Below are 23,460 nucleotides of genomic sequence, written 5' to 3'. Positions count from 1 at the left end.
GCACGCAAGTCCATTTCTGCTTTGGAGTTCTCCATGATCGACCTGTATTACTGGACCACCCCCAACGGCCACAAGATCTCTCTGTTCCTCGAAGAAGCCGGCCTGCCGTACAACGTGCACCCGATCAACATCGGTCAGGGTGAGCAGTTTCAGCCACACTTTCTGAAAATCGCCCCGAACAACCGCATCCCGGCCATCGTCGATCATGAACCGGCCGATGGCGGCGAACCGTTGTCGCTGTTCGAATCCGGGGCGATTCTTTTGTATCTGGCGGAGAAGACCGGGAAGTTTCTGCCCCAAGACCTGCGCGGTCGGCAAACGGCGCTGCAATGGCTGTTCTGGCAAATGGGCGGACTGGGGCCGATGGCCGGGCAGAATCACCACTTCAGCCAGTTCGCGCCGGAGAAAATCCCCTACGCGATCAAGCGCTACATCGACGAGACCGCGCGGTTGTATGGCGTATTGAACAAGCAACTGGCTGATAACGAATTCGTCGCCGGCAGCGAATACAGCATTGCCGACATGGCGATCTACCCGTGGATCGTCTCGCACAAATGGCAAAGCCAGAACCTTGAAGACTTCCCGCATGTGCAGCGCTGGTTCAACCACATCAAAGATCGCACGGCGACGTTGAAGGCCTACGCGTTGGTGCAGAAAATCAATCCACCGAAGGCTTGATTGAACGGCAAGAGATCGCAGCCTTCGGCAGCTCCTACAGGGGAATGCATGCTTATGTAGGAGCTGCCGCAGGCTGAGATCTTTTCCATTCGACAGAAATACGCAAATAACCCCCGCCCCCGCTTGCGCGGCCACCTCCTGCTCACTAACGTAGCGCCTTTACTGACGCTACCCCCCGCAGGAGCTTTGCCATGGCCTCGCCAGCCCTCACACATTTTCTTCCCCGGTTCGGCGTTGCCGCAGCAGTGGCCGGTGTTTTGGGCCTGTCCGGTTGCCAGACCTGGAATGCTCAGGACACCCTCCCCCCGACTTCCGGCGTGCAACCGCTCAAGGGGCTGGCGCAGAACGTGTCGGTACGTCGCAATGCCATGGGCATGCCGCTGATCGAGAGCAACACGTTCCATGACGCACTGTTCAGCCTCGGTTACGTCCACGCCAGCGATCGCATCAATCAAATGGTCACCTTGCGCCTGTTGGCGCAGGGCCGCCTGGCGGAAATGTCCGGCGCGTCGATGCTCGATGCCGACCGCTACATGCGCGCGGTCAATCTGAAGAAAAGCGCTGGCGAGCTGTACAAGGCTTCGTCGCCACGCCTCAAGCGCTTCTTCGAAGTCTATGCACGAGGCGTCAACGCCTACCTGTTCCGTTACGCCGACAAGCTGCCGGGCGACCTCGCCTCCAGTGGTTACAAGCCGGAATACTGGAAGCCGGAAGACTCGGCGCTGATTTTCGCCCTGCTGAATTTCAGCCAGTCGGCCAACCTGCCGGAAGAAATTTCCTCGCTGGTGCTGGCGCAAACCGTCACCACCGACAAACTCGCCTGGCTGACGCCGTCCGCGCCTGACGAAAACCTGCCACTGGCCGAGGCCGACAAGCTGCAAGGGCTCAAGCTCAACGGGCAGATCCCCGGCCTGACCGAACTGAGCAACGCCAGCCAGCAACTGTCCGCGCTGAACCTGCTCGGCACCCCGTCTTCGAACAACTGGGCGATCGCCCCGCAACGCAGCCGCAGCGGCAAGAGCCTGCTGGCCAGCGACGCCCATGGGCCGCTGGCTGCGCCGTCGCTGTGGAGCTTTGTGCAGATCCGCGCACCGAAATATCAGGCCGCCGGTGTCACCGTTGCCGGTCTGCCGATGGTCCTCGGCGGTTTCAACGGCAAAGTCGCGTGGAGCATGACCAGCGTGCTCGGCGACAACCAGGATCTGTTTCTGGAAAAAATTCGCCGCCAGGGCAGCAGCCTGACCTACGAGGTCAATGGCAAATGGCAGCCGCTGGGCGTGCGCAACGAAACCTACTTCGTCAAAGGCCAACGGCCGATTCGCGAAGCGGTGTACGAAACCCGCCACGGCGCATTGCTCAACAGTGCTCAGGCGGCCGCGCAAGGCAGCGGTTTCGGCCTGGCCTTGCAGACGCCGAGCTTCACTGATGACAAGTCGCTGGATGCGTTTTTTGATCTGACCCGTGCACAAACCGTTGAACGCGCTTCCGACGCGAGCCGCGAGATCCGCGCCATCGCCCTGAACCTGGTGTTCGCCGATGCGAGCAACATCGGTTGGCAGGTCACCGGGCGTTTCCCCAACCGCCGAGAAGGCGAAGGCTTGCTGCCGTCGCCGGGCTGGGAAGGTCGCTACGACTGGGACGGTTACGCCGACCCGATGCTGCATCCGTACGATCAGGATCCGGCGCAAGGCTGGCTCGGCACCGCCAACCAGCGTGTGATTCCTCACGGTTACGGCATGCAACTGTCGAACTCTTGGGCGGCGCCGGAACGTGGCGAGCGTCTGGCGGAACTGGCCGGCAGCAGCAAGCACGACAGCCGCAGCGTGATCGCCATGCAGTACGACCAGACCACCACCTTCGCCGCCAAGTTGAAGAAAGTCTTCGAAGCACCGGGCATGAAGCAGCCACTGAAACAGGCGATCGATGCCCTGCCAGAAACGGACCGCAGCAAGGCGCGCGAAGCGTTCACGCGGTTGATGGCGTTCGACGGCAAGCTCAGCCCGACCTCGGCGGATGCGGCGATCTATGAGCTGTTCCTGCAGGAAAGCATGAAACAGATCTTCCTCGACGAACTCGGCCCGGAATCGAGCCCGGCGTGGAAAGCGTTTATCGCCAATGGTGATTTGTCCTACGCGGCGCAGGCTGACCATCTGTTGGGGCGCGAAGACAGTCCGTTCTGGGACGACATTCGTACACCGCAGAAAGAAGACAAAGCGGTGATTCTTGCCCGTAGCTTCGTGGCGGCGATCAGCGCTGGCGAGAGTCAGTTGGGCGGCGATCACCGGGCCTGGCAGTGGGGCAAGCTGCACAGTTATGCCTGGAAGAACAGCAATGGCCAGACCGTGCGCGGACCACTGGCGGCCGGTGGCGATCACACGACGTTGAACACGTCGGCGTTCGCCTGGGGCCAGGATTTCACCACGACGCGCGCACCGTCGATGCGTTTCATCGTCGACTTCGGCCAAGCCGAACCGCTGATGGGCCAGAACGGTACGGGGCAGTCGGGTAATCCGGTGAGTCCGAACTACCTCAATGGCATCGATGCGTGGTTGAAGGGGCAGTACATCGGCTTGCCGATGCAGCCGCAGAACTTTGATCGGGTGTATGGCAAGGCCCGCCTGACGCTTACTCCCGGCAAATAAGGCAAAGGTCAAAAGCCCCTCACCCTAACCCTCTCCCGGAGGGAGAGGGGACTGATTGGGGGATGCTTGAGTCATACGCCGACCTGAACGTGCACTGCCGAATCCAGAATCAACTCGGTTCGTGCCTTGCCGAATCCGTAATCGACTCGGTATTTCACGTCGGCGTAGCTGGCCAGACACCTCAGTCGGCCCCCTCTCCCTCTGGGAGAGGGCTGGGGTGAGGGGCTTTTGATCTGGTCCAGAATCTGTGTTCGACTCGGTATTTCACGTCGGCGTAGCTCTCCCAGTCACCGCGGTCGGCTCCCTCTCCCTCTGGGAGAGGGCTGGGGTGAGGGTTGCTCTTCAAAGTCGATAGAACTTCCAGCCCAGCGCCAACCTCATAGCTAACAAGCCCCCCATTCTGGTAAGGACATGGACCTTGTTATCGCCCGCCCCGAGGGTTTGTATTGCCCTGCCGGAGATTTCTACATAGACCCGTGGCGCCCCGTCGAGCGCTCGGTCATTACCCATGCCCACGGCGATCATGCCCGTACCGGTAACCAACATTATCTGGCCAGCAGCGCCAGCGAAGGGATTTTGCGCGCGCGTCTGGGGCAGGACATCAACCTGCAAACCCTCGCCTACGGCCAGCGTCTGACACACCACGGTGTCACCCTGAGCTTTCACCCCGCCGGCCACGTGCTCGGTTCTGCACAAGTGCGTCTGGAATACGGTGGCGAAGTCTGGGTCGCGTCCGGCGACTACAAGATCGAACCGGACGGCACCTGCGCCCCGTTCGAACCGGTGCGCTGCCACACCTTCATCACCGAATCGACCTTCGGCCTGCCGATTTATCGCTGGCAGCCACAGGCGCAGGTGTTCAGCGAGATCAACCAGTGGTGGGCTGCGAACATCGCGGCCGGCAAGGCCAGCGTGTTGTTCTGTTACTCGTTCGGCAAGGCTCAACGGATACTCCACGGCATCGACGAAAGCCTCGGCCCGATCCTCAGCCACGGTGCGGTCGAACCGCTGAATCGGGTCTACCGCGATGCCGGCGTGTATTTGCCGCCGACGATCTACGCCGGGGACGTAAAAAAAAGCGCCCCGATCATGCGCCAGGCTCTGGTCATCGCCCCGCCTTCGGCCGGTGGCAGCAGTTGGATGCGCCGTTTTGGCGAGTACAGCGACGCATTTGCCAGCGGCTGGATGCGTTTGCGTGGCACCCGACGGCGGCGCGGCGTCGATCGCGGTTTCGTGCTCTCCGATCACGCCGACTGGCCCGGCCTGCTCTGGGCCATTGAGCAAACCGGCGCAGAGCGGGTGATGGTCACCCACGGTTCAATCGGCGTGCTGGTGCGGCATCTGCGCGAACAGGGTCTGGATGCCCAGGGTTTCAACACCGAATACGGCGATGACGAAGAAGAACACATCGCCACCGAACCGACCATCGCCGAGATGCCAGCATGAAAGCATTCGCCGAGTTGTACACCGAGCTCGACGCGACCACCTCGAGCAACGCCAAACTGGCGGCGATGCAAGCCTACTTCGCCCAGGCCGAACCGCACGACGCCGCGTGGGCGGTGTACTTTCTCTCCGGTGGCCGGCCCCGGCAACTGGTGCCGGTGAGAATTCTGCGTGAACTCGCCGTCGAGATCTCCGGCCTGGAACCGTGGTTGTTCGAGGAAAGCTATCAAGCCGTCGGTGACCTGGCGGAAACCATTTCGCTGGTACTCGCAGAAAACCCGCACACCTCCGACGCCGGCCTCGCCGAGTGGATCGAGGACAAACTGCTGCCACTGCGCGGTGAAGCACCGGAATATCTGAACCGGCAACTGCCGGCCCTGTGGGCGCAACTGGATCGATCAAGCCTGATGCTGTGCATCAAATTGATCACCGGCAGTTTTCGCGTTGGCGTGTCGAAATTGCTGGTTACCCGGGCCTTGGCCTCGATGGCCGGGCTGGACAGCAAGCGCGTGGCGCAGCGTCTGGTCGGTTACACCGATCTGTCCAACCGGCCGAGCGCCGCCAGTTACCTGAAGCTGATTGCCCCTGAATCCAGCGATGAACATGCCCAGCGGGGTGGTCAGCCGTATCCGTTCTTCCTGGCCCACGCTTTGTCGCAACCGGTGGAAGAATTTGAAGCGCTGATAGGCCCGGCCAGCGATTGGCAGATTGAATGGAAATGGGATGGCATCCGCGCACAAGTGGTCAAGCGAGAGGGCCGACTATGGATCTGGTCGCGGGGCGAGGAACTGGTGACCGAGCGTTTTCCCGAACTGGAGGTCCTGGTACACGGCTTGCCCGATGGCACGGTGATCGACGGCGAAATCGTCGTGTGGAAAAGCACGCATCCGCGCACCGAAGACGCCTTTGATCCGCAATCGACCGAACCGCCGGCAGTGCAGCCCTTCGCCCTGTTGCAACAACGCATCGGCCGCAAGACCCTCGACAAGAAAATCCTCGAAGACGTGCCGGTGGTGGTGCTCGCCTACGACCTGCTCGAATGGCAAGGCGAAGACTGGCGCAATCAACCGCAGGCCAAACGCCGCGCGCAATTGGAAGACGTCATCGCCCGCTGTAACAGTCCGGTACTTTTACCCTCGCCGGTGCTGACCGGCAGCGACTGGCTCGACCTCGCCCGCCAGCGCGAAGCCTCGCGGCGACTGGGTGTCGAGGGCATGATGCTCAAGGCGCGCGACGCGTTATATGGCGTCGGGCGCACCAAAGACATGGGCGTGTGGTGGAAGTGGAAAGTCGACCCGTTCAGCGTCGATGCGGTGCTGATTTACGCGCAGCGCGGTCACGGTCGCCGGGCCAGTCTGTACAGCGATTACACCTTTGCCGTGTGGGACGGCCCGCCCGAGTCGAGCCAGCGTGCGCTGGTGCCGTTTGCCAAGGCCTATTCGGGGCTGACCGATGAGGAAATGCGCAAAGTCGATAGCATCGTGCGCAAAACCACCGTGGAAAAGTTCGGCCCGGTCAGCAGCGTGAAACCGAGCCTGGTGTTTGAACTGGGTTTCGAAGGCATTGCCCTTTCGCGGCGGCACAAGAGCGGGATCGCGGTACGTTTTCCGCGGATGCTGCGCTGGCGCCAGGATAAAACCGTGGATGAAGCGGATAGCCTCGCCACCCTGCAAGACCTGCTGGCCTGACCCCTTTTCCCGGGACATTGATCGTTCCCACGCTCCGCGTGGGAATGCCTCAACGGACGCTCCGCGTTCGGCCTTGGAGGGGACGCGGAGCGTCCCGGGCTGCATTACCACGCAGAGCGTGGGAACGATCAGCGATCTGCTTGACTGTCCCCGACAAGCCACAAATCAGTGCACGCTTTCTGCCGCGCCCGTTTTCGTGCATTCATCCATTGATCTTGTAGCTCTCCTCACCTTTTAAAACACTTGTTCGGGACTCTGGTTCGGAAATTGCTACTTTCTATAGGTCGTACGCGTTCCAGTAACAATAATTCTGCGCCACAAGCGCTCATATTGGTTCTTAGGGATTGAATAATGAAAAAAGCATTGCTGACCCTTTCTGCACTGGCGTTGTGCATGGCCGCTGGCTCCGCGCTGGCCAAGGAATACAAAGAGCTGCGCTTTGGCGTTGACCCTTCGTACGCACCGTTCGAGTCGAAAGCGGCCGACGGCAGCCTGGTGGGCTTCGACATCGACCTGGGCAACGCGATCTGCGCCGAACTCAAGGTCAAGTGCAAGTGGGTTGAAAGTGACTTCGACGGCATGATTCCGGGCCTCAAGGCCAACAAATTCGACGGTGTGATCTCGTCGATGACCGTGACCCCGGCCCGGGAAAAAGTCATCGACTTCTCCAGCGAGCTGTTCTCCGGCCCGACCGCCTATGTGTTCAAGAAAGGCTCCGGCATCACCGCCGACGTTGCGTCGCTGAAAGGTAAAACCGTCGGTTACGAGCAAGGCACTATTCAGGAAGCCTACGCCAAAGCCGTGCTGGACAAGGCCGGCGTGAAAACCCAGGCCTATCAGAACCAGGATCAGGTGTACTCCGACCTGACCTCCGGCCGTCTCGATGCGGGCATTCAGGACATGCTGCAAGCCGAACTGGGCTTTTTGAAGTCGCCACAGGGCGCCGACTATGACGTCAGCAAGCCAGTCGACAGCGAATTGCTGCCAGCCAAAACCGCTGTCGGTATTAAGAAAGGTAACACTGAGCTGAAAGCGCTTTTAGATAAAGGTATCAAAGCGTTACACGATGACGGCAAATATGCCGAGATTCAAAAGAAACACTTTGGCGATCTGAATCTGTACAGCGGCAAATAATGCCCCGGCGCCCATCCTCGATGGGCGCCTTTTCCATCCGCTCAGGTTGCTGATTTATGTTCGAAAACCTATTACAAAATCTGGGGCTCGCAGCCTTCAGCCTCAAGGGTTTTGGCCCGTTGCTGTTGGAAGGCACCTGGATGACCATCAAATTATCGGCGTTGTCGCTGCTGGTGGCCGTTTTGCTCGGCCTGCTCGGCGCCAGTGCCAAGCTGTCAAAAGTCAAACTGGTGCGCCTGCCCGCCCAGCTCTACACCACGCTGATTCGCGGGGTGCCGGATCTGGTGCTGATGCTGCTGATTTTCTACAGCCTGCAAACCTGGCTGACGTCCCTGACCGATTACCTGGAATGGGAATACATCGAAATCGACCCGTTCAGCGCCGGGGTGCTGACCCTGGGTTTTATCTATGGTGCGTATTTCACCGAAACCTTCCGTGGCGCGATCCTCGCCGTGCCGCGCGGTCAGGTTGAAGCCGCCACCGCATACGGTCTCAAACGCGGTCAGCGCTTTCGCTTTGTGGTGTTCCCGCAAATGATGCGTTTCGCCCTGCCGGGCATCGGCAACAACTGGATGGTGATGCTCAAGGCCACTGCGCTGGTGTCGATCATCGGTTTGGCCGATCTGGTCAAAGCCGCGCAGGACGCCGGTAAAAGCACTTATCAACTGTTCTACTTCCTGGTTCTCGCCGCGTTGATCTATCTGCTGATCACCAGTGCCTCGAACTTCATCCTGCGTTGGCTCGAACGCCGCTACGCCGCCGGTGCCCGGGAGGCCGTACGATGATCGAACTTCTGCAGGAATACTGGCGCGCCTTCCTTTATACCGACGGCCAGAACATCACCGGTCTGGCGATGACGCTGTGGCTGCTCAGCGCCTCGATCTTCATTGGTTTCCTGGTGTCGATTCCGCTGTCGATCGCGCGGGTTTCGCCGCACTTCTACATTCGCTGGCCGGTGCAGTTCTATACCTACCTGTTCCGTGGCACGCCGCTGTATATCCAGTTGCTGATTTGCTACACCGGCATTTACAGCTTGGCCGCCGTGCGTGCGCAGCCGCTGCTCGACAGTTTCTTTCGCGATGCGATGAACTGCACAATCCTCGCCTTTGCCCTGAACACTTGCGCCTACACCACGGAAATTTTCGCCGGGGCGATCCGCAGCATGAACCACGGTGAAGTCGAGGCGGCCAAGGCTTACGGGCTGACTGGCTGGAAACTGTATGCCTACGTGATCATGCCGTCGGCGCTGCGCCGTTCGTTGCCGTATTACAGCAACGAAGTGATCCTGATGCTGCACTCCACCACCGTGGCCTTCACCGCGACCATCCCCGACATCCTGAAAGTTGCGCGGGACGCCAACTCGGCGACCTTCCTGACCTTTCAGTCGTTCGGCATCGCCGCGTTGATCTACCTGACCATCACCTTTGCGCTGGTCGGCCTGTTCCGCCTTGCCGAACGCCGATGGCTGGCCTTCCTCGGGCCGACTCACTAGGCCCATCTCAGGAATAAAGAGATAAAAAATGCGCCACCTGATTCATGACTTGCTGGCCCCGCTGCCGGGGACCGCACGACAGATCCACAGCTTCCACTTCGGCCCGGAGCAGGCCAAAGGCAAGGTCTACATTCAGTCCTCGCTGCACGCCGATGAATTACCCGGCATGCTCGTGGCCTGGCACCTCAAGCAGCGTCTGGCGGAGCTGGAAGCCGCCGGGCGCCTGCGCAGCCAAATCGTGTTGGTGCCGGTGGCCAACCCAGTCGGCCTCGAACAAGTGCTGATGGACGTGCCGCTGGGCCGCTACGAACTGGAGAGCGGGCAGAACTTCAACCGCTGGTTCGTCGATCTCAGTGAAGAGATCGGCAACGCCATCGAAGGCAAGCTGAACGACGATCCTCAACACAACCTCGAACTGATCCGCACACATCTGCGCGACGCCCTCGCCCGCCAGACCGCCAGCACGCAACTGCAATCCCAGCGTCTGACCCTGCAACGGCTGGCCTGCGACGCGGACATGGTGCTCGACTTGCACTGTGATTTCGAATCGGTGGTGCACCTTTACACCACGCCCGAAGCATGGCCGCAGGTTGAACCGCTGGCGCGCTACATCGAAGCCCAGGCGAGTCTGTTGGCCACCGACTCCGGCGGTCAGTCGTTCGACGAATGCTTCACCCTGCTGTGGTGGCAACTGAAGGAGCGCTTCGGCGAACACTTCGAGATTCCGCTGGGCAGTTTTTCAGTCACCGTCGAGTTGCGCGGCCAGGGTGACGTCACCCATCCGCTGGCCAGCCGCGACTGCCAGGCGCTGATCGACTATCTGATCCAGTCCGATGCGATCGTTGGCGAGACCAAATCGCAACCACCGTTGCCGTTCCCCGCCACGCCGCTGGCCGGTGTGGAACCGGTGACCACCCCGGTCGGTGGGCTGCTGGTGTACACCGCCACGGCGGGTCAATACCTCGAAGCCGGGCAACAGATCGCCGAAATCATCGACCCGATCCACGACCGGGTCACCCCCATTCATTGCACCAGCGCCGGCGTGATGTACGCCCGCTCGCTGCGACGCATGGCCACTGCCGGCATGGTCATCGCCCACGTCGCGGGCGCTGAAGCCTATCGCAGCGGCTACCTACTTTCGCCTTGAGGATGTCTGTCCCATGTACAAACTGACCGTTGAAGGCCTGCACAAAAGCTATGGCGACCATCAGGTGCTCAAAGGCGTTTCGCTCAAGGCCAAGACCGGCGACGTGATCAGCCTGATCGGCGCCAGCGGCTCGGGCAAAAGCACCTTTTTGCGCTGCATCAACTTTCTCGAACAACCTAACGATGGCGCCATGAGCCTCGATGGCCAGGCGATCCGCATGGTCACCGACCGCCACGGCATGCACGTCGCCGACGCCGATGAACTGCAGCGCCTGCGCACGCGGTTGGCGATGGTGTTCCAGCACTTCAACCTGTGGAGCCACATGACCGTGCTGGAAAACATCACCATGGCCCCGCGCCGGGTGCTGGGTTGCAGCAAACAGGAGGCCGACGAACGTGCGCGGCGTTATCTGGACAAGGTTGGCCTGCCGGCACGAGTGGCCGATCAATATCCGGCGTTTCTCTCAGGCGGTCAGCAGCAGCGCGTGGCGATTGCCCGGGCGCTGGCGATGGAACCGGAGGTAATGCTGTTTGATGAACCGACCTCGGCGCTCGATCCGGAGTTGGTGGGGGAAGTGTTGAAGGTGATTCAGGGGCTGGCTGAAGAAGGTCGGACCATGATCATGGTGACCCACGAAATGAGCTTCGCTCGTAAGGTTTCCAGCCAGGTGTTGTTCCTGCACCAAGGCTTGGTGGAAGAAGAAGGCGCCCCCGAAGAAGTGCTCGGCAACCCGAAAAGCGAACGCCTCAAGCAATTCCTCAGCGGTAACCTCAAGTAGCCCACGTTCCCCTGTAGGAGCTGCCGAAGGCTGCGATCTTTTGATCTTGTTTTGTAGAGATCAAGATCAAGATCAAAAGATCGCAGCCTTCGGCAGCTCCTACACGGTCACCCTGATTAAACCTTTCGCCAACTGATGTGGTCACTGGAAGAACCCCTCCAGAGCGCGCGCAGCACGCATGGCGAAATCTTCCGACCTGGCAAAAATCTGGTTCAGCGCCCGCAACTGGAAGCCGTTCGCCTTTCAGAAACAGGTCTGGGCGGCGGTGAAAAACGGCCAATCCGGTCTGCTCCACGCCAGCACCGGTGCCGGTAAAACCTATGCCGTGTGGTTCGCGGCACTCAATCGCTTCGAGCGCTCGCAGCCTCCTGTCGAAGCCCCGCGCAAACGCAAATCACCAGCCGAACCACTGACCGTGCTGTGGATCACCCCCATGCGCGCCCTCGCCGCCGACACCGCTCGCGCCTTGCAAGCGCCGGTAGATGATTTGCAGATCCCATGGAGCATCGGCCTGCGCACCGGCGATACCAGCAGCAGCGAACGCGCCCGGCAGAGCCGGCGCCTGCCGACCACGCTGATCACCACCCCGGAAAGCCTGACCCTGCTGCTCGCCCGCGCCGATGCCCAAGTGGCGCTGGCGAGCCTACGCATGATCGTCGTCGATGAATGGCACGAACTGCTGGGCAACAAGCGCGGCGTGCAACTGCAACTGGCCCTCGCCCGCCTCCGGCATTGGCAACCCGAACTGATCGTCTGGGGAGTGTCTGCCACCCTCGGTAATCAATCCCACGCCGAACAAGTGCTGATCCCACAGGGCGGCGGCGTCAGCATTCAGGGACAAAGCGAAAAAGCGCTGAAGGTCGACACTCTCCTCCCACCGGCCATCGAGCGTTTTCCATGGGCCGGACACATCGGCCTGAAGATGCTGCCGCAAGTGGTCGCCGAACTGGAGGCCTGCGCCAGCAGCTTGGTTTTCACCAATACCCGAGCGCAATCGGAAATCTGGTATCAGGCGCTGCTGGAGGCACGGCCGGACTGGGCCGGGTTGATCGCTTTGCATCACAGTTCGCTGTCTCGCGAGACTCGCGACTGGGTCGAGCAGGCCTTGAAAGACGGACAACTCAAAGCCGTGGTCTGCACCTCAAGCCTGGATTTGGGCGTGGATTTCCTGCCAGTCGAGCGCGTGCTGCAAATCGGTTCGGCCAAAGGTGTCGCGCGCCTGATGCAACGCGCCGGTCGTTCAGGCCACGCGCCGGGACGCACCTCGCGAGTAACGCTGGTGCCGACTCACAGCCTTGAGCTGATCGAAGCCGCTGCCGCCCGTGATGCCGTCGAACAACGGCGTATCGAACCACGCCAGTCACCGCACAAACCGCTGGATGTGCTGGTCCAGCATTTGGTCAGCATGGCCCTCGGCGGTGGATTTTTACCCGATGAGCTGTACGAAGAAGTCCGTGGCGCCTGGGCTTATCGTGACCTGACAGCTGCTGACTGGGCCTGGGCGCTGGCTTTCGTACGCCATGGCGGGATGTCTCTGACAGCCTATCCGGATTACCGCCGGGTCGAGCCAGACGAGCACGGCGTCTGGCGAGTGCCGGATGCGCGATTGGCGCGGCGCCATCGCATGAGCATCGGCACCATCGTCAGTGACGCGAGCATCCATCTGAAATTCTGGAGCAAGGGCGGCGGTGGCAAACAGTTGGGCAGTGTTGAGGAAGGTTTCATCGCGCGGCTTAAACCGGGTGACGGTTTTCTCTTCGCCGGGCGTTTGCTGGAGTTGGTGCGAGTGGAAAACATGACCGCTTACGTCAAACGCAGCACCGCGAAAAAAGCCGCCGTGCCGCGCTGGAATGGCGGGCGCATGCCGCTTTCCAATGAGCTCGCCGCCGCCGTCGTCAGTCGTTTCAGCGCGGCCGCGCAGGGTGAGTTTGTCGGGCCGGAAATGCACGCATTGCGGCCGTTACTGGAAACGCAGATGCGCTGGTCTGGACTGCCCACCACCGAAAACCTGTTGGCCGAGGTGCTGAAGTCCCGCGAAGGCTGGCACCTTTTCCTCTATCCCTTTGCCGGGCGCCAGGTGCATCTGGGACTGGCGAGCCTGTTGGCATGGCGCGTCAGTCAACAGCAGCCTGTGACGTTTTCCATCGCGGTGAACGATTACGGCCTGGAATTGCTCAGCGCCACGCCGATCGACTGGGCCGAGTATTTGAATGCCGATCTCTTCAATGCCGATGATTTATTAGCGGACGTTCTGGCCAGTCTGAACGCAGGCGAACTGGCCTTGCGCCGTTTTCGCGAGATCGCGCGGATTGCCGGGCTGGTCTTCGCCGGCTACCCCGGCGCACCGAAAAGCACCCGACAGGTGCAGGCGTCCAGCGGACTGTTTTTTGAAGTGTTCAAACAATACGACGCAGATAATCTGTTGCTGGCCCAGGCCGGGGAAGAAGTCCTGCGAGAAGAACTGGATATTCAGCGTCTGGAGCAGACATTGGACCGGATCAATCAAATGAAACTGGACGTGCATCAGGTTAAACGTCCTACACCACTGGGCTTCCCGCTGCTGGTGGAGCGCATGCGCGAAAGCATGAGTTCGGAAAAACTCGCTGATCGCATCAGGCGAATGGTTGGTGATCTGGAGAACAGCGCAGACAAGGATAAATCCTCATGAGTTCAGGCTACCCAGTACGCCTGGCCGGCGAAGAACTATGGCTTTTGCCGGAAAAAGCCCTGTACTGGCCCGCGCAACAGGTCCTGCTAATTGCCGATGTGCATTTCGGCAAAGCGGCGGCTTACCGTAGTCTGGGTCAACCGGTTCCGCACGGCACCACGGCGAGCAATATCGCAGTGATTGATCGGCTGCTGGCGAAGCTGCCCTGCCGGTTATTGATCTTTCTCGGTGACTTCCTCCACGGGCCCGGCTCTCATGCGCCAGGTACGCTGGACGCGCTGGCACAATGGCGCGCGCGCCACGCTGATCTGCCGATGACACTGATTCGCGGCAATCATGACAAACGCGCCGGTGATCCACCTGAATCGCTGAATATCCGGGTGGTGCCGGAACCGCTGCTGCTCGGGCCGTTCGCCTTGCAGCATGAGCCTGATCCGCACCCTGAAAGGCACGTGCTGGCGGGTCACGTACACCCGGTCTATCGGCTGCACGGCAAGGGTCGGCAAAGCTTGCGACTGGCGTGTTTCAGGCTCGGCGAACGCCTCAGCCTGCTACCGGCATTCGGCGCCTTCACCGGCGGCTATGCGGTCGAGCGCGAAGAGAGTTGCAGGATTTTCGTCATCGGCGATAACGAAATATGGCCAGTCAGTTGAAGTCCTTGCAGACCTCATCTGACTGGCCATTGGTTTTCAATGCAGATCAGGCAACCGGTGCCGGTGGCGGCTCGTCCGGAAGCGTCGGTTCGCCAGGCTCGGTGGGTTGTTCGTTGGGGGTATCGGGATCGGGCTGTCCGGGAATTCCGCCGGCCATGCTCAGTGGCGGATGCGCCAACAAGGACCAGGCCAATACGCCAATCTGATTGGGCTCGAGCCTTGCCAGTTCGGCAGTGATTTGCGGATCGATCTTCATAGGGCACTCCTCGGCGAAGGCCCGTTTTGCCGAAAGCAAAAACGGGCAGTACACCCCATAGAGTGTCTGCCCGCCAAAGAATTCCCGCGATCTGTCGGATGGACCGATCAGGTGCGCGGCAAGGTCACGCCACGCTGGCCCTGGTACTTGCCACCGCGATCCTTATAGGACACTTCACATTCCTCGTCGGATTCGAGGAACAGCATCTGCGCCACGCCTTCGTTGGCGTAGATTTTCGCCGGCAGGTTGGTGGTGTTGGAGAACTCCAGGGTCACGTGGCCTTCCCACTCAGGCTCAAGCGGTGTGACGTTAACGATGATGCCGCAACGCGCGTAGGTGCTTTTGCCCAGACAGATGGTCAGCACATTGCGCGGAATGCGGAAATATTCGACGGTGCTGGCCAGGGCGAAGGAGTTCGGCGGAATGATGCAAACGTCGCTGTGGACGTCGACGAAGCTGCCCGGATCGAAGTTTTTCGGGTCGACGATGGACGAGTTGATGTTGGTGAACACCTTGAAGTGATTGGTGCAGCGCACGTCGTAGCCGTAGCTCGACACACCGTAGGAGATCACTCGGCTGTCATCGCTGCCGCGCATCTGGCGCTCGACGAACGGCTCGATCATGCCCTGTTCCTGCGCCATGCGGCGAATCCACTTGTCCGATTTGATGCTCATGGCGGGGTGTCCTGAATAGCGAGGTGGAAAAATTCTGTCCGGCATCTTACCGGGCGCGCCGCCCGGTTCAAAGTGCGCGGTGCAATTCTCGCCGAACACCCATGAAATACGGGCTTTGGCGACGAACCGTCACACCGCCGATCCCGAAAACAGAGAAACCTTCGCAAGAAGCATTGGCACTTCTCGGAAACTGGGTTAAGGTGGCGTCACTGTGTTGCTTGTGTCACTGAGAATCTCTACACGATATGTTGAATTTCGATCCAACCATCTACAAGAATTTTTCCTGCTCTTTGCACTCAGTCTCGGCCAGGGTTCTTCCTGAGTCGCAGTTATCTTTGTTCAAGGAGTTACACCATGTCTAATCGCCAAACCGGTACCGTTAAGTGGTTCAACGATGAAAAAGGCTTCGGCTTCATCACTCCACAATCCGGTGACGACCTGTTCGTTCACTTCAAAGCTATCCAATCCGACGGCTTCAAAAGCCTGAAAGAAGGCCAACAGGTTTCTTTCATCGCTACCCGCGGTCAGAAAGGCATGCAAGCTGAAGAAGTACAAGTTATCTAACTTGTAGCTTCTTTAGAAAAGAGCCCCGCCCTTAAAAGCGGGGCTTTTTTGTGGGCGCCTCTTTTCCGGGCGTAAAAAAAGATCGCAGCCTTCGGCAGCTCCTACAGGATGTACATCAATTCTCTGTAGGAGCTGCCGAAGGCTGCGATTTTTTGTGGGTGCCTTACCAGGCCACGCCAAACCCGGCGGTATAACGGGTCTTGTTCAGATCGGCATCGTTGGTGCCGCTGATGATGTCGCGTTCAGCCTTGAGGTTGAGCGATGCCCAGTCGGTGACCTTGTAGCGCAGCCCCAATTCAGCATCCAGCGCGTAATCGGCGACACCGGACAGCGGCTTGCCCACTTCACCGTTGGTGAAGAACTCGACTTTCTTGCCGATCAGGTAACGGTTGTAATCCCACTTCATCGCGACAGAATAGAAGTTGTCCTTGCTGCCATCGCGATACTCGTAGTCGGTGCGGTTAAGCAGCGAGCCCAGCGAGAACGCGCCCAACTCGTCATCCCAGAACTGATAGCCGGGACCGGTACCGACCACACGCTGGCGTGCCAGCTCTTCGATGTGATCACGCTTGTAGTTCAGACGGCCCTGCCAAAACCATTTATCGGTCAGGAAGCGGTCGAGTGCGTACTCGGCGCGCCAGTTATTGGTAGTGGTCTCGTCGTCTTGCACTTCGCGGTTGTACTCACCTTCGGCGGTATGACGCCAGCGACCATGACGCGCCGTGGTCTTGAAGCCGACATCGTAGTCATCGGTGTCTTTCTCGGCGCGTTGATAATCCAGCGCCAAGTCGACATTGCCCTTCCACACCAGATCTTCGACCACCGGTTTCGGCTTGAGAATCTGCTGAATGCTCGCCAGCTCAACGGTTTTCGGCGCCTCACCATTGGCCAGGGTGACCTTGCCATCTTCGGCAGCCGTCAGCGACTTGGACACTTCACCGCTGTAGGCATCCTGTTTGACCAGCAAGTGCTGATCACTGTCCAGCGTCTTGACCTCTTTCCAGTCAATGGTGACCGCACCGGCGTATTTGGTCTGGATCAACAGCTTGCCGCCATCGAACACGGTGATGGTGCCGCTCAACTTGTCACCGTTCTTCAACCAGACGGTGTCGGCAAGCAGGGGCGTGGACGCACTGAAAACAGCAAGGCACAGCAGAGATCTGGACAACATAAGCAAATCGAAGGCTCAAGTTTGCGAAAAAAGGTCGGCATTATCCGTAGGAATAAGACCCTGACAAGGACTGACCGGACTATTTCCGATGAGTTCATTTCTCAATTGCGCGATCACCGATTACTCTGAAAGCCATCAAACTGTTCATGCTCAGGAACCGCGCACGTGAAAGACCCGCTCGACAGCGTTGAAAACGATGCGCAAATCCGACGCACGGCGCTCTACTCGACGCTCGCCCAAGTGCCCGAAGGCAAAGTCGTCAGCTATGGTCAGTTAGCTGAACTGGCCGGATTGGGGCGCGCCGCCCGCTGGGTCGGCCGCACCTTGAGTCAGTTACCCGGCGATACAAAGCTGCCCTGGCACCGCGTGCTGGGCGCCGGCGGTCGGATCAGCCTGCCGGTGGGCAGCCCGTCCGGCGATGAACAGCGGGCCCGATTGCGCATGGAAGGCATCACCGTCCTGAACAATCGTGTGGATATTCAGCGCCATGGCTGGCGTCCGGTAGAGCACAGCGGTTAGAGTGCGCGCTTTGTTTCCGCAATCTTGAGGCAGACTTCAGCCCATGCCCCGTAAAACCTGGCGCGCCGCGCTAGCCGCTTATGCCAGTCCTTCGACGCTCGTGCTGTTGTTGCTCGGTTTCGCCGCCGGCCTGCCGTACATGCTGGTGTTCTCTACGCTATCCGTCTGGCTGCGTGAAGCCGGTGTCGCCCGTGAAACCATCGGCTACGCCAGCCTGATCGGCCTGGCCTATGCGTTCAAATGGGTCTGGTCACCTTTACTCGACCAATGGCGCCTGCCGTTGCTGGGCAAACTTGGCCGTCGCCGTTCGTGGCTGGTGCTCTCACAAGCCCTGGTCATCCTCGGCTTGATCGGCATGGGTTTCTGCGACCCGCAAAAGCACCTGTCCTGGTTGATCGCCATTGCTGTTGTTGTCGCCTTCGCCTCCGCCACCCAAGACATCGCGGTCGACGCCTATCGCCTGGAAATCGCCGAAGACAACCGCCAGGCCGCCCTCGCTGCCAGCTATATGTCCGGGTATCGCGTGGCTGCGCTGCTGGCCACTGCTGGCGCGCTGTTCTTCGCTGAGGGCTTCGGCTCCACTGGCTTCAACTATCAGCATTCGGCCTGGGCCGGCACCTACGCGCTGTTCGGTGCACTGATGATTCCCGCGCTGCTGACCACGCTGTTCATGCGCGAGCCGCCGGTGCCGCTACGCACTCAGTTGCAGGCCGGGCGCTACACCTTCATGCACCAACTGATGTCGGTGTTTGTGCTGATCGTGTTGCTGGTCTCGGTACCGGCGATGTTCACCCAGCTCTACAACACTGATTTCGCCAGCGTACTGTTCGGCGGCATGAGCCCGCTCGACCTGCTGCTCGAAGACCGCGCGTTCCTGCGTGCCATTCTGTATACGCTGCTGACCGGTCTGTGCCTGTCGACCATGGGCCGTCGCGGCCTCGCCCCGGTGCTGACGCCGGTCAACGACTTCATTCTGCGCTATCGCTGGCAGGCACTGCTGTTGCTCGGCCTGATCGCCACCTATCGAATGTCGGACACGGTGATGGGCGTCATGGCCAACGTGTTCTACATCGATCAGGGTTTTACCAAGGATCAGATTGCCAGTGTCAGCAAGATCTTCGGCCTGATCATGACGCTGGTCGGCGCCGGTATGGGCGGCCTGCTGATCGTGCGCTTCGGCATTCTGCCGATCCTGTTCATCGGCGGCGCGGCCTCGGCAGCCACCAACCTGCTGTTCGTCATGCTCGCTGACATGGGTCCGAACCTGCAGATGCTGATGGTGACCATTTCCCTCGATAACTTCAGCTCCGGCCTGGCGACGTCGGCGTTCGTTGCCTACCTGTCGAGCCTGACCAACCTGAAGTTCTCGGCCACGCAATACGCGCTGCTCAGCTCGATCATGCTGCTGTTGCCGCGCCTGATGGGCGGGTATTCCGGTGTCTTGGTGGAAAAGTTCGGCTATCACAGCTTCTTCCTGATCACCGCTCTGCTCGGCGTGCCGACGCTGATTCTGATCGCGTTGCACTGGTTCCAGGAAAGCCGCCGCGAAGGCCCGACGCCAACACCCGAGCCTGTGCCGACGCCGGTCGCAGAAGAATCGTAAGACGTTTCGGCAACGGCGGGAGGAATCTCGCCGTCGTGCCTCCCCACTGACCTCACGCCTGTACGTCGGCAAATCTCGCCGGTACACTGCGGAGTCATTTCCAGTCATAGCAACCGACAACGGCCAACCATGCGCACCAGTCAATTTTTGCTCGCCACACAGAAAGAAACGCCTTCCGACGCGGTCGTGATCAGCCACCAGCTGATGCTGCGCGCCGGCATGATCCGCAAACTCGCCTCGGGCCTGTACACTTGGCTGCCCATGGGCCTGCGAGTCATGCGCAAGGTTGAAGCCATCGTTCGCGAAGAGATGAACGCTGCCGGTTCTCTGGAAGTGTTGATGCCGAGCACCCAACCGGCCGAGCTGTGGCAGGAATCGGGGCGCTGGGAAGAGTACGGCCCTGAGCTGCTGCGCATCAAAGACCGCCACGGTCGCGACTTCTGCGCGGGCCCGACCCACGAAGAAGTGATCACCGATCTGATGCGCAACGAGTTGAGCAGCTACAAACAGTTGCCGATCAACCTGTACCAGATCCAGACCAAATTCCGTGACGAAATCCGCCCACGCTTCGGTTTGATGCGTGGCCGTGAATTCATCATGAAAGATGCTTACTCGTTCCACGCTGATCAGGCATCGCTGCAGGTCACCTATGACCGCATGCACCAAGCGTACTGCAACGTGTTTACCCGCTTGGGCCTGAAATTCCGTCCGGTTGAAGCCGACAACGGTTCGATCGGTGGTGCCGGTTCGCACGAATTCCACGTACTGGCCGAATCCGGCGAAGACGACATCGTCTTCAGCAACGGCTCCGACTACGCGGCGAACATCGAAAAAGCCGAAGCCGTGCCACGCGAAACTTCGCGCCCTGCTCCGACCGAAGAGCTGCGCCTGGTCGATACGCCAGACACCAAAACCATCGCGGCGCTGGTGGAAAAATTCAATCTGCCGATTGAAAAGACCATCAAGACCCTGATCGTGCGCGCCGAAGAAGAAGGCAAGCTGATCGCACTGGTCATCCGTGGCGACCACGAGCTCAACGAAATCAAGGCTGCCCAGCAACCTGGCGTAGCCAGCCCGCTGGTCATGGCCACCGATGCCGAACTGCGTGACGCCATTGGCGCCGGCGCCGGTTCGCTCGGCCCGCTGAACCTGCCGCTGCCAATCATCATCGACCGCTCGGTCGAGCTGATGAGCGACTTCGGTATCGGCGCGAACATCGACGACAAACACTACTTCGGCGTGAACTGGGAGCGTGACCTGCCAGTTCCGACCGTGGCTGACCTGCGTAACGTGGTCGCTGGTGACCCAAGCCCGGACGGCAAGGGCACGCTGGAAATCAAGCGCGGTATCGAAGTCGGGCACATCTTCCAGCTTGGCAACAAGTACAGCAAAGCGATGAAGTGTGAAGTGCTGGGCGAGAACGGCAAGCCAGTCACCCTGGAAATGGGTTGCTACGGCATCGGCGTGTCTCGCGTGGTGGCTGCGGCCATTGAGCAAAACAACGACGCCAACGGCATCATCTGGAGCGACACCCTGGCGCCGTTCCAGATCGCTCTGGTACCGCTGCGCTATGAAACCGAGCAGGTGCGCGAAGCCACCGACAAGCTGTACGCCGAACTGACAGCCGCCGGCTTCGAAGTGCTGCTGGACGATCGCGACAAGAAAACCAGCCCGGGCATCAAGTTCGCGGACATGGAGCTGATCGGCATTCCACACCGGATCGTGGTCAGCGACCGCGGTCTTGCCGAAGGCAACCTGGAATACAAGAGCCGTACCGAGCCGGAAGCGCAAGCGCTGCCGGTCGCCGATGTGGTGTCCTTCCTTCAGGCCCGTATCCGCCGCTGAAACCAGATAGAGACGTCATGTTCAAGCGAAACACCTTAGGCCTAGGTGGCACCGCCCTGTGCGGTGCCCTGCTGGTCAGCGGCTGTGCCAATCACATGTCACAACGCAGCGAGCACGAAGAGCGGGTCGAGCGAAAGTTGCTCGACCACAGCCTGCAGATCGATGTCGGTGAGCCTAAGGAGCTTGAGCTGCCGCAGCGACGCGTAAAGATCAACGAGCAGAAGACCTTCGAAGTCACCGAGTTCGAAGTGACGCGTCGCTACGATCGCTACACGCCTTACCAGCCTTGGCGGGAGATCTATGAGATTCCGCTGGGCGCGGTGGCCGTGGTCGGCGGCGTCGGTGCCAACGTGGTCAACGTTTTCGCCCTCGGCAACCTGCCGGACAGCGTGACCAAGGACTGGCTGAGTTACGGTTTCGCCGGGCTCAATCCGTTCATGAACGTGCAGTCCAACGGTCGCGCACAACAGAACCTCGCCGGTATCGATGAAGTCCAGCGCGACAAGCGCACGGAGTATTCGAGCCTGCCGTGGAGCGAGCGGCCGGTGCAGGTCAAGGCTGGCAAGCAGACCTTCGACATGACCACCGACCGCAATGGTGTGCTGCGTCTGAACCTGCTCGACAGTCCGTTTGCCGAAAATGACCTTAATCATGTCGGCAAACTGCAGATCAGCGTCGAAGACGCCAAGGATGACGTGCACTCTGACTCATCGCTGATGATCAGCAGTCATCTGCGCGGCAAGCTGCTGGAAGCGCACGGGCTGATTTATGACGACCTGGAAGACGACGAAGTGAGCCAGTGGGTGCACCGGGTCAAACGTCTGTCGGAACTGGGTCTGGAAGAAGAGGCCAGCGAGCTGGAACAAAGCCTCATCGAACTGACGCGTAACGATCCTGAGTTGCAGGCTGAGTTTCTCAAGTCGCTGACCAAGGATGCCGGACGTCTGGTGGCGGATCCGGGACCGAATTAAGGCCCCATAAAAGATCGCAGCCTTCGGCAGCTCCTACATTGGAACGCGTTTTCCTGTAGGAGCTGCCGAAGGCTGCGATCTTTTGACTTTAACGTTCAAACAACTCCATCTGCTCAAACCCACCCCGCAAATCCTCCAGCCTTACCCCAACCCCCAACAACCGCACCGGTTTCCCGCCGCGATTGAACGCTTGCGTCAGCATCAACTGATAACTGCCCAGATCCCGCCCCGCCCCGGCCTGCTCGAGTGTCGTCTGGGTAAAGTCATGAAACTTCACTTTGACGAACGGCTTGCCCGGCCGATAACTGCTGTCGATCCGCGCCATACGGGTTTTCAGGGTTTCGAGCAGTTCGGGCAATTTATCCAGGCAACTGCGCAGATCCGGCAGATCAACGTCGTAGGTATTTTCCACACTGATCGACTGACGCCGACTGTCGTTGTGCACCAGCCGGTCATCGATCCCACGGGCCAGACTCCACAGTCGCTCGCCAAAACTGCCGAACTCGCGCACCAGCGCCAGCTTGTCCCACTCGCGCAAGTGCTGGCAGTCGACGATCCCCAGCTTGCCGAGCTTGTCGGCGGTGACCTTGCCGACGCCGTGCAACTTGCTCACCGGCAAACCGCTGACAAACTCCTCCACCTGATCCGGCGTAATAACGAACAAGCCGTTGGGCTTTTTCCAGTCACTGGCGATTTTTGCCAGAAACTTGTTCGGCGCCACGCCCGCAGACACGGTGATGTGCAATTGATTGGAGACCCGCCGGCGAATGTCTTGGGCAATGCGTGTGGCACTGCCGCCGAAATGCGCGCTATCGGAAACATCCAGATAAGCCTCATCCAGCGACAGCGGTTCAATCAGGTCGGTGTAGTCGCTGAAGATCGTGTGTATTTCTTTCGACGCTTCGCGATAGGCGTCCATGCGCGGCTTGACGATGGTCAGGTCCGGGCACAGCTTCAAAGCATGTCCCGAAGCCATCGCCGAACGCACGCCATAGGCCCGCGCTTCGTAATTGCAGGTGGCGATCACCCCGCGCCGGTCCGCCGAACCACCCACCGCCAACGGCTTGCCGGCCAGACGCGGGTCATCGCGCATCTCGATGGCGGCGTAGAAACAGTCGCAGTCAATGTGGATGATTTTTCGCTGAGTCATGTCAGAAAAGGAAACGTGGCGAACCGGATCGGCAGTATCTCACTGACACCTGTATATAGCACCAGTGGTATGAAGGTTCTTTCCAGGCGGTAGGAAATGTCCTTTGAATTTATTTTCTCAATCGACGAGCGGCCGCCAATAGAGCTGAAAGCCTTGCCCAGCCTGACCTGTAGCGTAACAAACACCCGGAAAAATGCGCTAACCGATTGAACCTCAACAGATTTATCCAGATTGCGGGTTGACACCCCTGCGTTCCTCTGTAGAATGCCGACACACAGACGCGGGATGGAGCAGTCTGGTAGCTCGTCGGGCTCATAACCCGAAGGTCGTCGGTTCAAATCCGGCTCCCGCAACCAAACATCAAAAAAGGCTACTCGAAAGAGT

At 59.8% G+C, this 23,460-nt stretch carries 21 protein-coding genes and 1 tRNA gene; 17 read left to right on the top strand and 5 right to left on the bottom strand.

Annotated features, from left to right (window positions below; translation table 11 throughout):
* Window positions 1–33 precede the first annotated feature (33 nt).
* From LOY43_RS06275 to pdeM, 11 genes are all read left to right on the top strand, one after another.
* On the top strand, window positions 34–678 hold the full coding sequence (locus tag LOY43_RS06275; RefSeq protein ID WP_095049119.1) for a glutathione binding-like protein: 645 nt from the start codon (window positions 34–36) through the stop codon (window positions 676–678).
* A gap of 191 nt (window positions 679–869) precedes the next feature.
* Window positions 870–3,320, top strand: coding sequence for a penicillin acylase family protein (locus tag LOY43_RS06270; protein ID WP_258709355.1), 2,451 nt, complete (start codon window positions 870–872; stop codon window positions 3,318–3,320).
* Window positions 3,321–3,731: 411 nt separating this feature from the next.
* Window positions 3,732–4,766, top strand: coding sequence for a ligase-associated DNA damage response exonuclease (locus LOY43_RS06265; RefSeq protein WP_258709354.1), 1,035 nt, complete (start codon window positions 3,732–3,734; stop codon window positions 4,764–4,766).
* Window positions 4,763–6,451, top strand: a complete 1,689-nt coding sequence (locus LOY43_RS06260; protein ID WP_220558230.1) for an ATP-dependent DNA ligase — start codon at window positions 4,763–4,765, stop codon at window positions 6,449–6,451. Before LOY43_RS06265 ends, LOY43_RS06260 begins: the two co-directional genes overlap by 4 nt.
* 351 nt (window positions 6,452–6,802) lie before the next feature.
* Window positions 6,803–7,585: a transporter substrate-binding domain-containing protein gene (locus tag LOY43_RS06255; RefSeq protein ID WP_007918608.1), complete on the top strand. Its 783-nt coding sequence runs from the start codon at window positions 6,803–6,805 to the stop codon at window positions 7,583–7,585.
* 56 nt (window positions 7,586–7,641) lie between these two features.
* Window positions 7,642–8,370, top strand: a complete 729-nt coding sequence (locus LOY43_RS06250; protein ID WP_095049115.1) for an ABC transporter permease — start codon at window positions 7,642–7,644, stop codon at window positions 8,368–8,370.
* Window positions 8,367–9,077, top strand: coding sequence for an ABC transporter permease (locus LOY43_RS06245; protein ID WP_016986412.1), 711 nt, complete (start codon window positions 8,367–8,369; stop codon window positions 9,075–9,077). The genes LOY43_RS06250 and LOY43_RS06245 overlap by 4 nt, the downstream gene beginning before the upstream one ends.
* 28 nt (window positions 9,078–9,105) lie before the next feature.
* Window positions 9,106–10,224 (top strand): succinylglutamate desuccinylase/aspartoacylase family protein, encoded by a 1,119-nt coding sequence (locus LOY43_RS06240; RefSeq protein ID WP_095126541.1) that lies wholly within the window; start codon window positions 9,106–9,108, stop codon window positions 10,222–10,224.
* Window positions 10,225–10,237: 13 nt separating this feature from the next.
* Window positions 10,238–11,002 (top strand): ABC transporter ATP-binding protein, encoded by a 765-nt coding sequence (locus LOY43_RS06235; RefSeq protein WP_095049113.1) that lies wholly within the window; start codon window positions 10,238–10,240, stop codon window positions 11,000–11,002.
* Between the two features lie 178 nt (window positions 11,003–11,180).
* Window positions 11,181–13,670, top strand: coding sequence for a ligase-associated DNA damage response DEXH box helicase (locus LOY43_RS06230; RefSeq protein ID WP_258709353.1), 2,490 nt, complete (start codon window positions 11,181–11,183; stop codon window positions 13,668–13,670).
* Complete coding sequence (gene pdeM, locus LOY43_RS06225; protein WP_258709352.1) at window positions 13,667–14,323, top strand: ligase-associated DNA damage response endonuclease PdeM; 657 nt, start codon at window positions 13,667–13,669, stop codon at window positions 14,321–14,323. The genes LOY43_RS06230 and pdeM overlap by 4 nt, the downstream gene beginning before the upstream one ends.
* 46 nt (window positions 14,324–14,369) lie before the next feature.
* Here the strand turns inward: pdeM and LOY43_RS06220 are convergent, their stop codons facing one another.
* Together LOY43_RS06220 and dcd are read right to left on the bottom strand one after the other, a co-directional pair.
* A complete protein-coding gene (locus tag LOY43_RS06220) occupies window positions 14,370–14,579 on the bottom strand; it encodes a hypothetical protein (RefSeq protein ID WP_007918615.1) in 210 nt (69 codons plus the stop codon).
* Window positions 14,580–14,686: 107 nt separating this feature from the next.
* Entirely contained in the window at window positions 14,687–15,253 is a 567-nt protein-coding gene (dcd, locus tag LOY43_RS06215) for a dCTP deaminase (protein ID WP_093436360.1), read from the bottom strand.
* Window positions 15,254–15,607: 354 nt separating this feature from the next.
* Between dcd and LOY43_RS06210 the strand changes: the two genes are divergently transcribed.
* Window positions 15,608–15,817 carry a cold-shock protein gene (locus LOY43_RS06210; RefSeq protein ID WP_002554837.1) on the top strand — a complete coding sequence of 70 codons (210 nt, stop codon included), beginning with the start codon at window positions 15,608–15,610 and terminating at the stop codon, window positions 15,815–15,817.
* A 163-nt stretch (window positions 15,818–15,980) separates the two neighbouring features.
* Here the strand turns inward: LOY43_RS06210 and LOY43_RS06205 are convergent, their stop codons facing one another.
* Window positions 15,981–16,988, bottom strand: a complete 1,008-nt coding sequence (locus tag LOY43_RS06205; RefSeq protein ID WP_095049110.1) for a DUF481 domain-containing protein — start codon at window positions 16,986–16,988, stop codon at window positions 15,981–15,983.
* Between the two features lie 165 nt (window positions 16,989–17,153).
* Between LOY43_RS06205 and LOY43_RS06200 the strand changes: the two genes are divergently transcribed.
* From LOY43_RS06200 to LOY43_RS06185, 4 genes are all read left to right on the top strand, one after another.
* On the top strand, window positions 17,154–17,507 hold the full coding sequence (locus LOY43_RS06200; RefSeq protein ID WP_016985281.1) for an MGMT family protein: 354 nt from the start codon (window positions 17,154–17,156) through the stop codon (window positions 17,505–17,507).
* Between the two features lie 43 nt (window positions 17,508–17,550).
* Window positions 17,551–19,110: an AmpG family muropeptide MFS transporter gene (locus tag LOY43_RS06195; RefSeq protein WP_095126539.1), complete on the top strand. Its 1,560-nt coding sequence runs from the start codon at window positions 17,551–17,553 to the stop codon at window positions 19,108–19,110.
* A 129-nt stretch (window positions 19,111–19,239) separates the two neighbouring features.
* Window positions 19,240–20,955 (top strand): proline--tRNA ligase, encoded by a 1,716-nt coding sequence (locus LOY43_RS06190; protein WP_093436373.1) that lies wholly within the window; start codon window positions 19,240–19,242, stop codon window positions 20,953–20,955.
* A 17-nt stretch (window positions 20,956–20,972) separates the two neighbouring features.
* Window positions 20,973–21,926, top strand: a complete 954-nt coding sequence (locus tag LOY43_RS06185; protein WP_258709351.1) for a hypothetical protein — start codon at window positions 20,973–20,975, stop codon at window positions 21,924–21,926.
* A gap of 88 nt (window positions 21,927–22,014) precedes the next feature.
* On the opposite strand, the gene dinB is transcribed toward LOY43_RS06185, so the two are convergent.
* Both dinB and LOY43_RS06175 read right to left on the bottom strand, forming a co-directional pair.
* A complete protein-coding gene (dinB, locus tag LOY43_RS06180) occupies window positions 22,015–23,076 on the bottom strand; it encodes a DNA polymerase IV (protein WP_095049107.1) in 1,062 nt (353 codons plus the stop codon).
* Entirely contained in the window at window positions 23,073–23,321 is a 249-nt protein-coding gene (locus LOY43_RS06175; RefSeq protein ID WP_258709350.1) for a hypothetical protein, read from the bottom strand. The genes dinB and LOY43_RS06175 overlap by 4 nt, the downstream gene beginning before the upstream one ends.
* 34 nt (window positions 23,322–23,355) lie before the next feature.
* Between LOY43_RS06175 and LOY43_RS06170 the strand changes: the two genes are divergently transcribed.
* Window positions 23,356–23,432, top strand: a tRNA-Met gene (locus LOY43_RS06170).
* Window positions 23,433–23,460 lie beyond the last annotated feature (28 nt).

This window comes from Pseudomonas sp. B21-041, from assembly GCF_024748675.1.
GTDB classification, from domain to species: domain Bacteria; phylum Pseudomonadota; class Gammaproteobacteria; order Pseudomonadales; family Pseudomonadaceae; genus Aquipseudomonas; species Aquipseudomonas neuropathica.
Note: the sequence above shows the minus strand (reverse complement) of the source record. Positions and strands in the feature narration are given on the sequence as shown.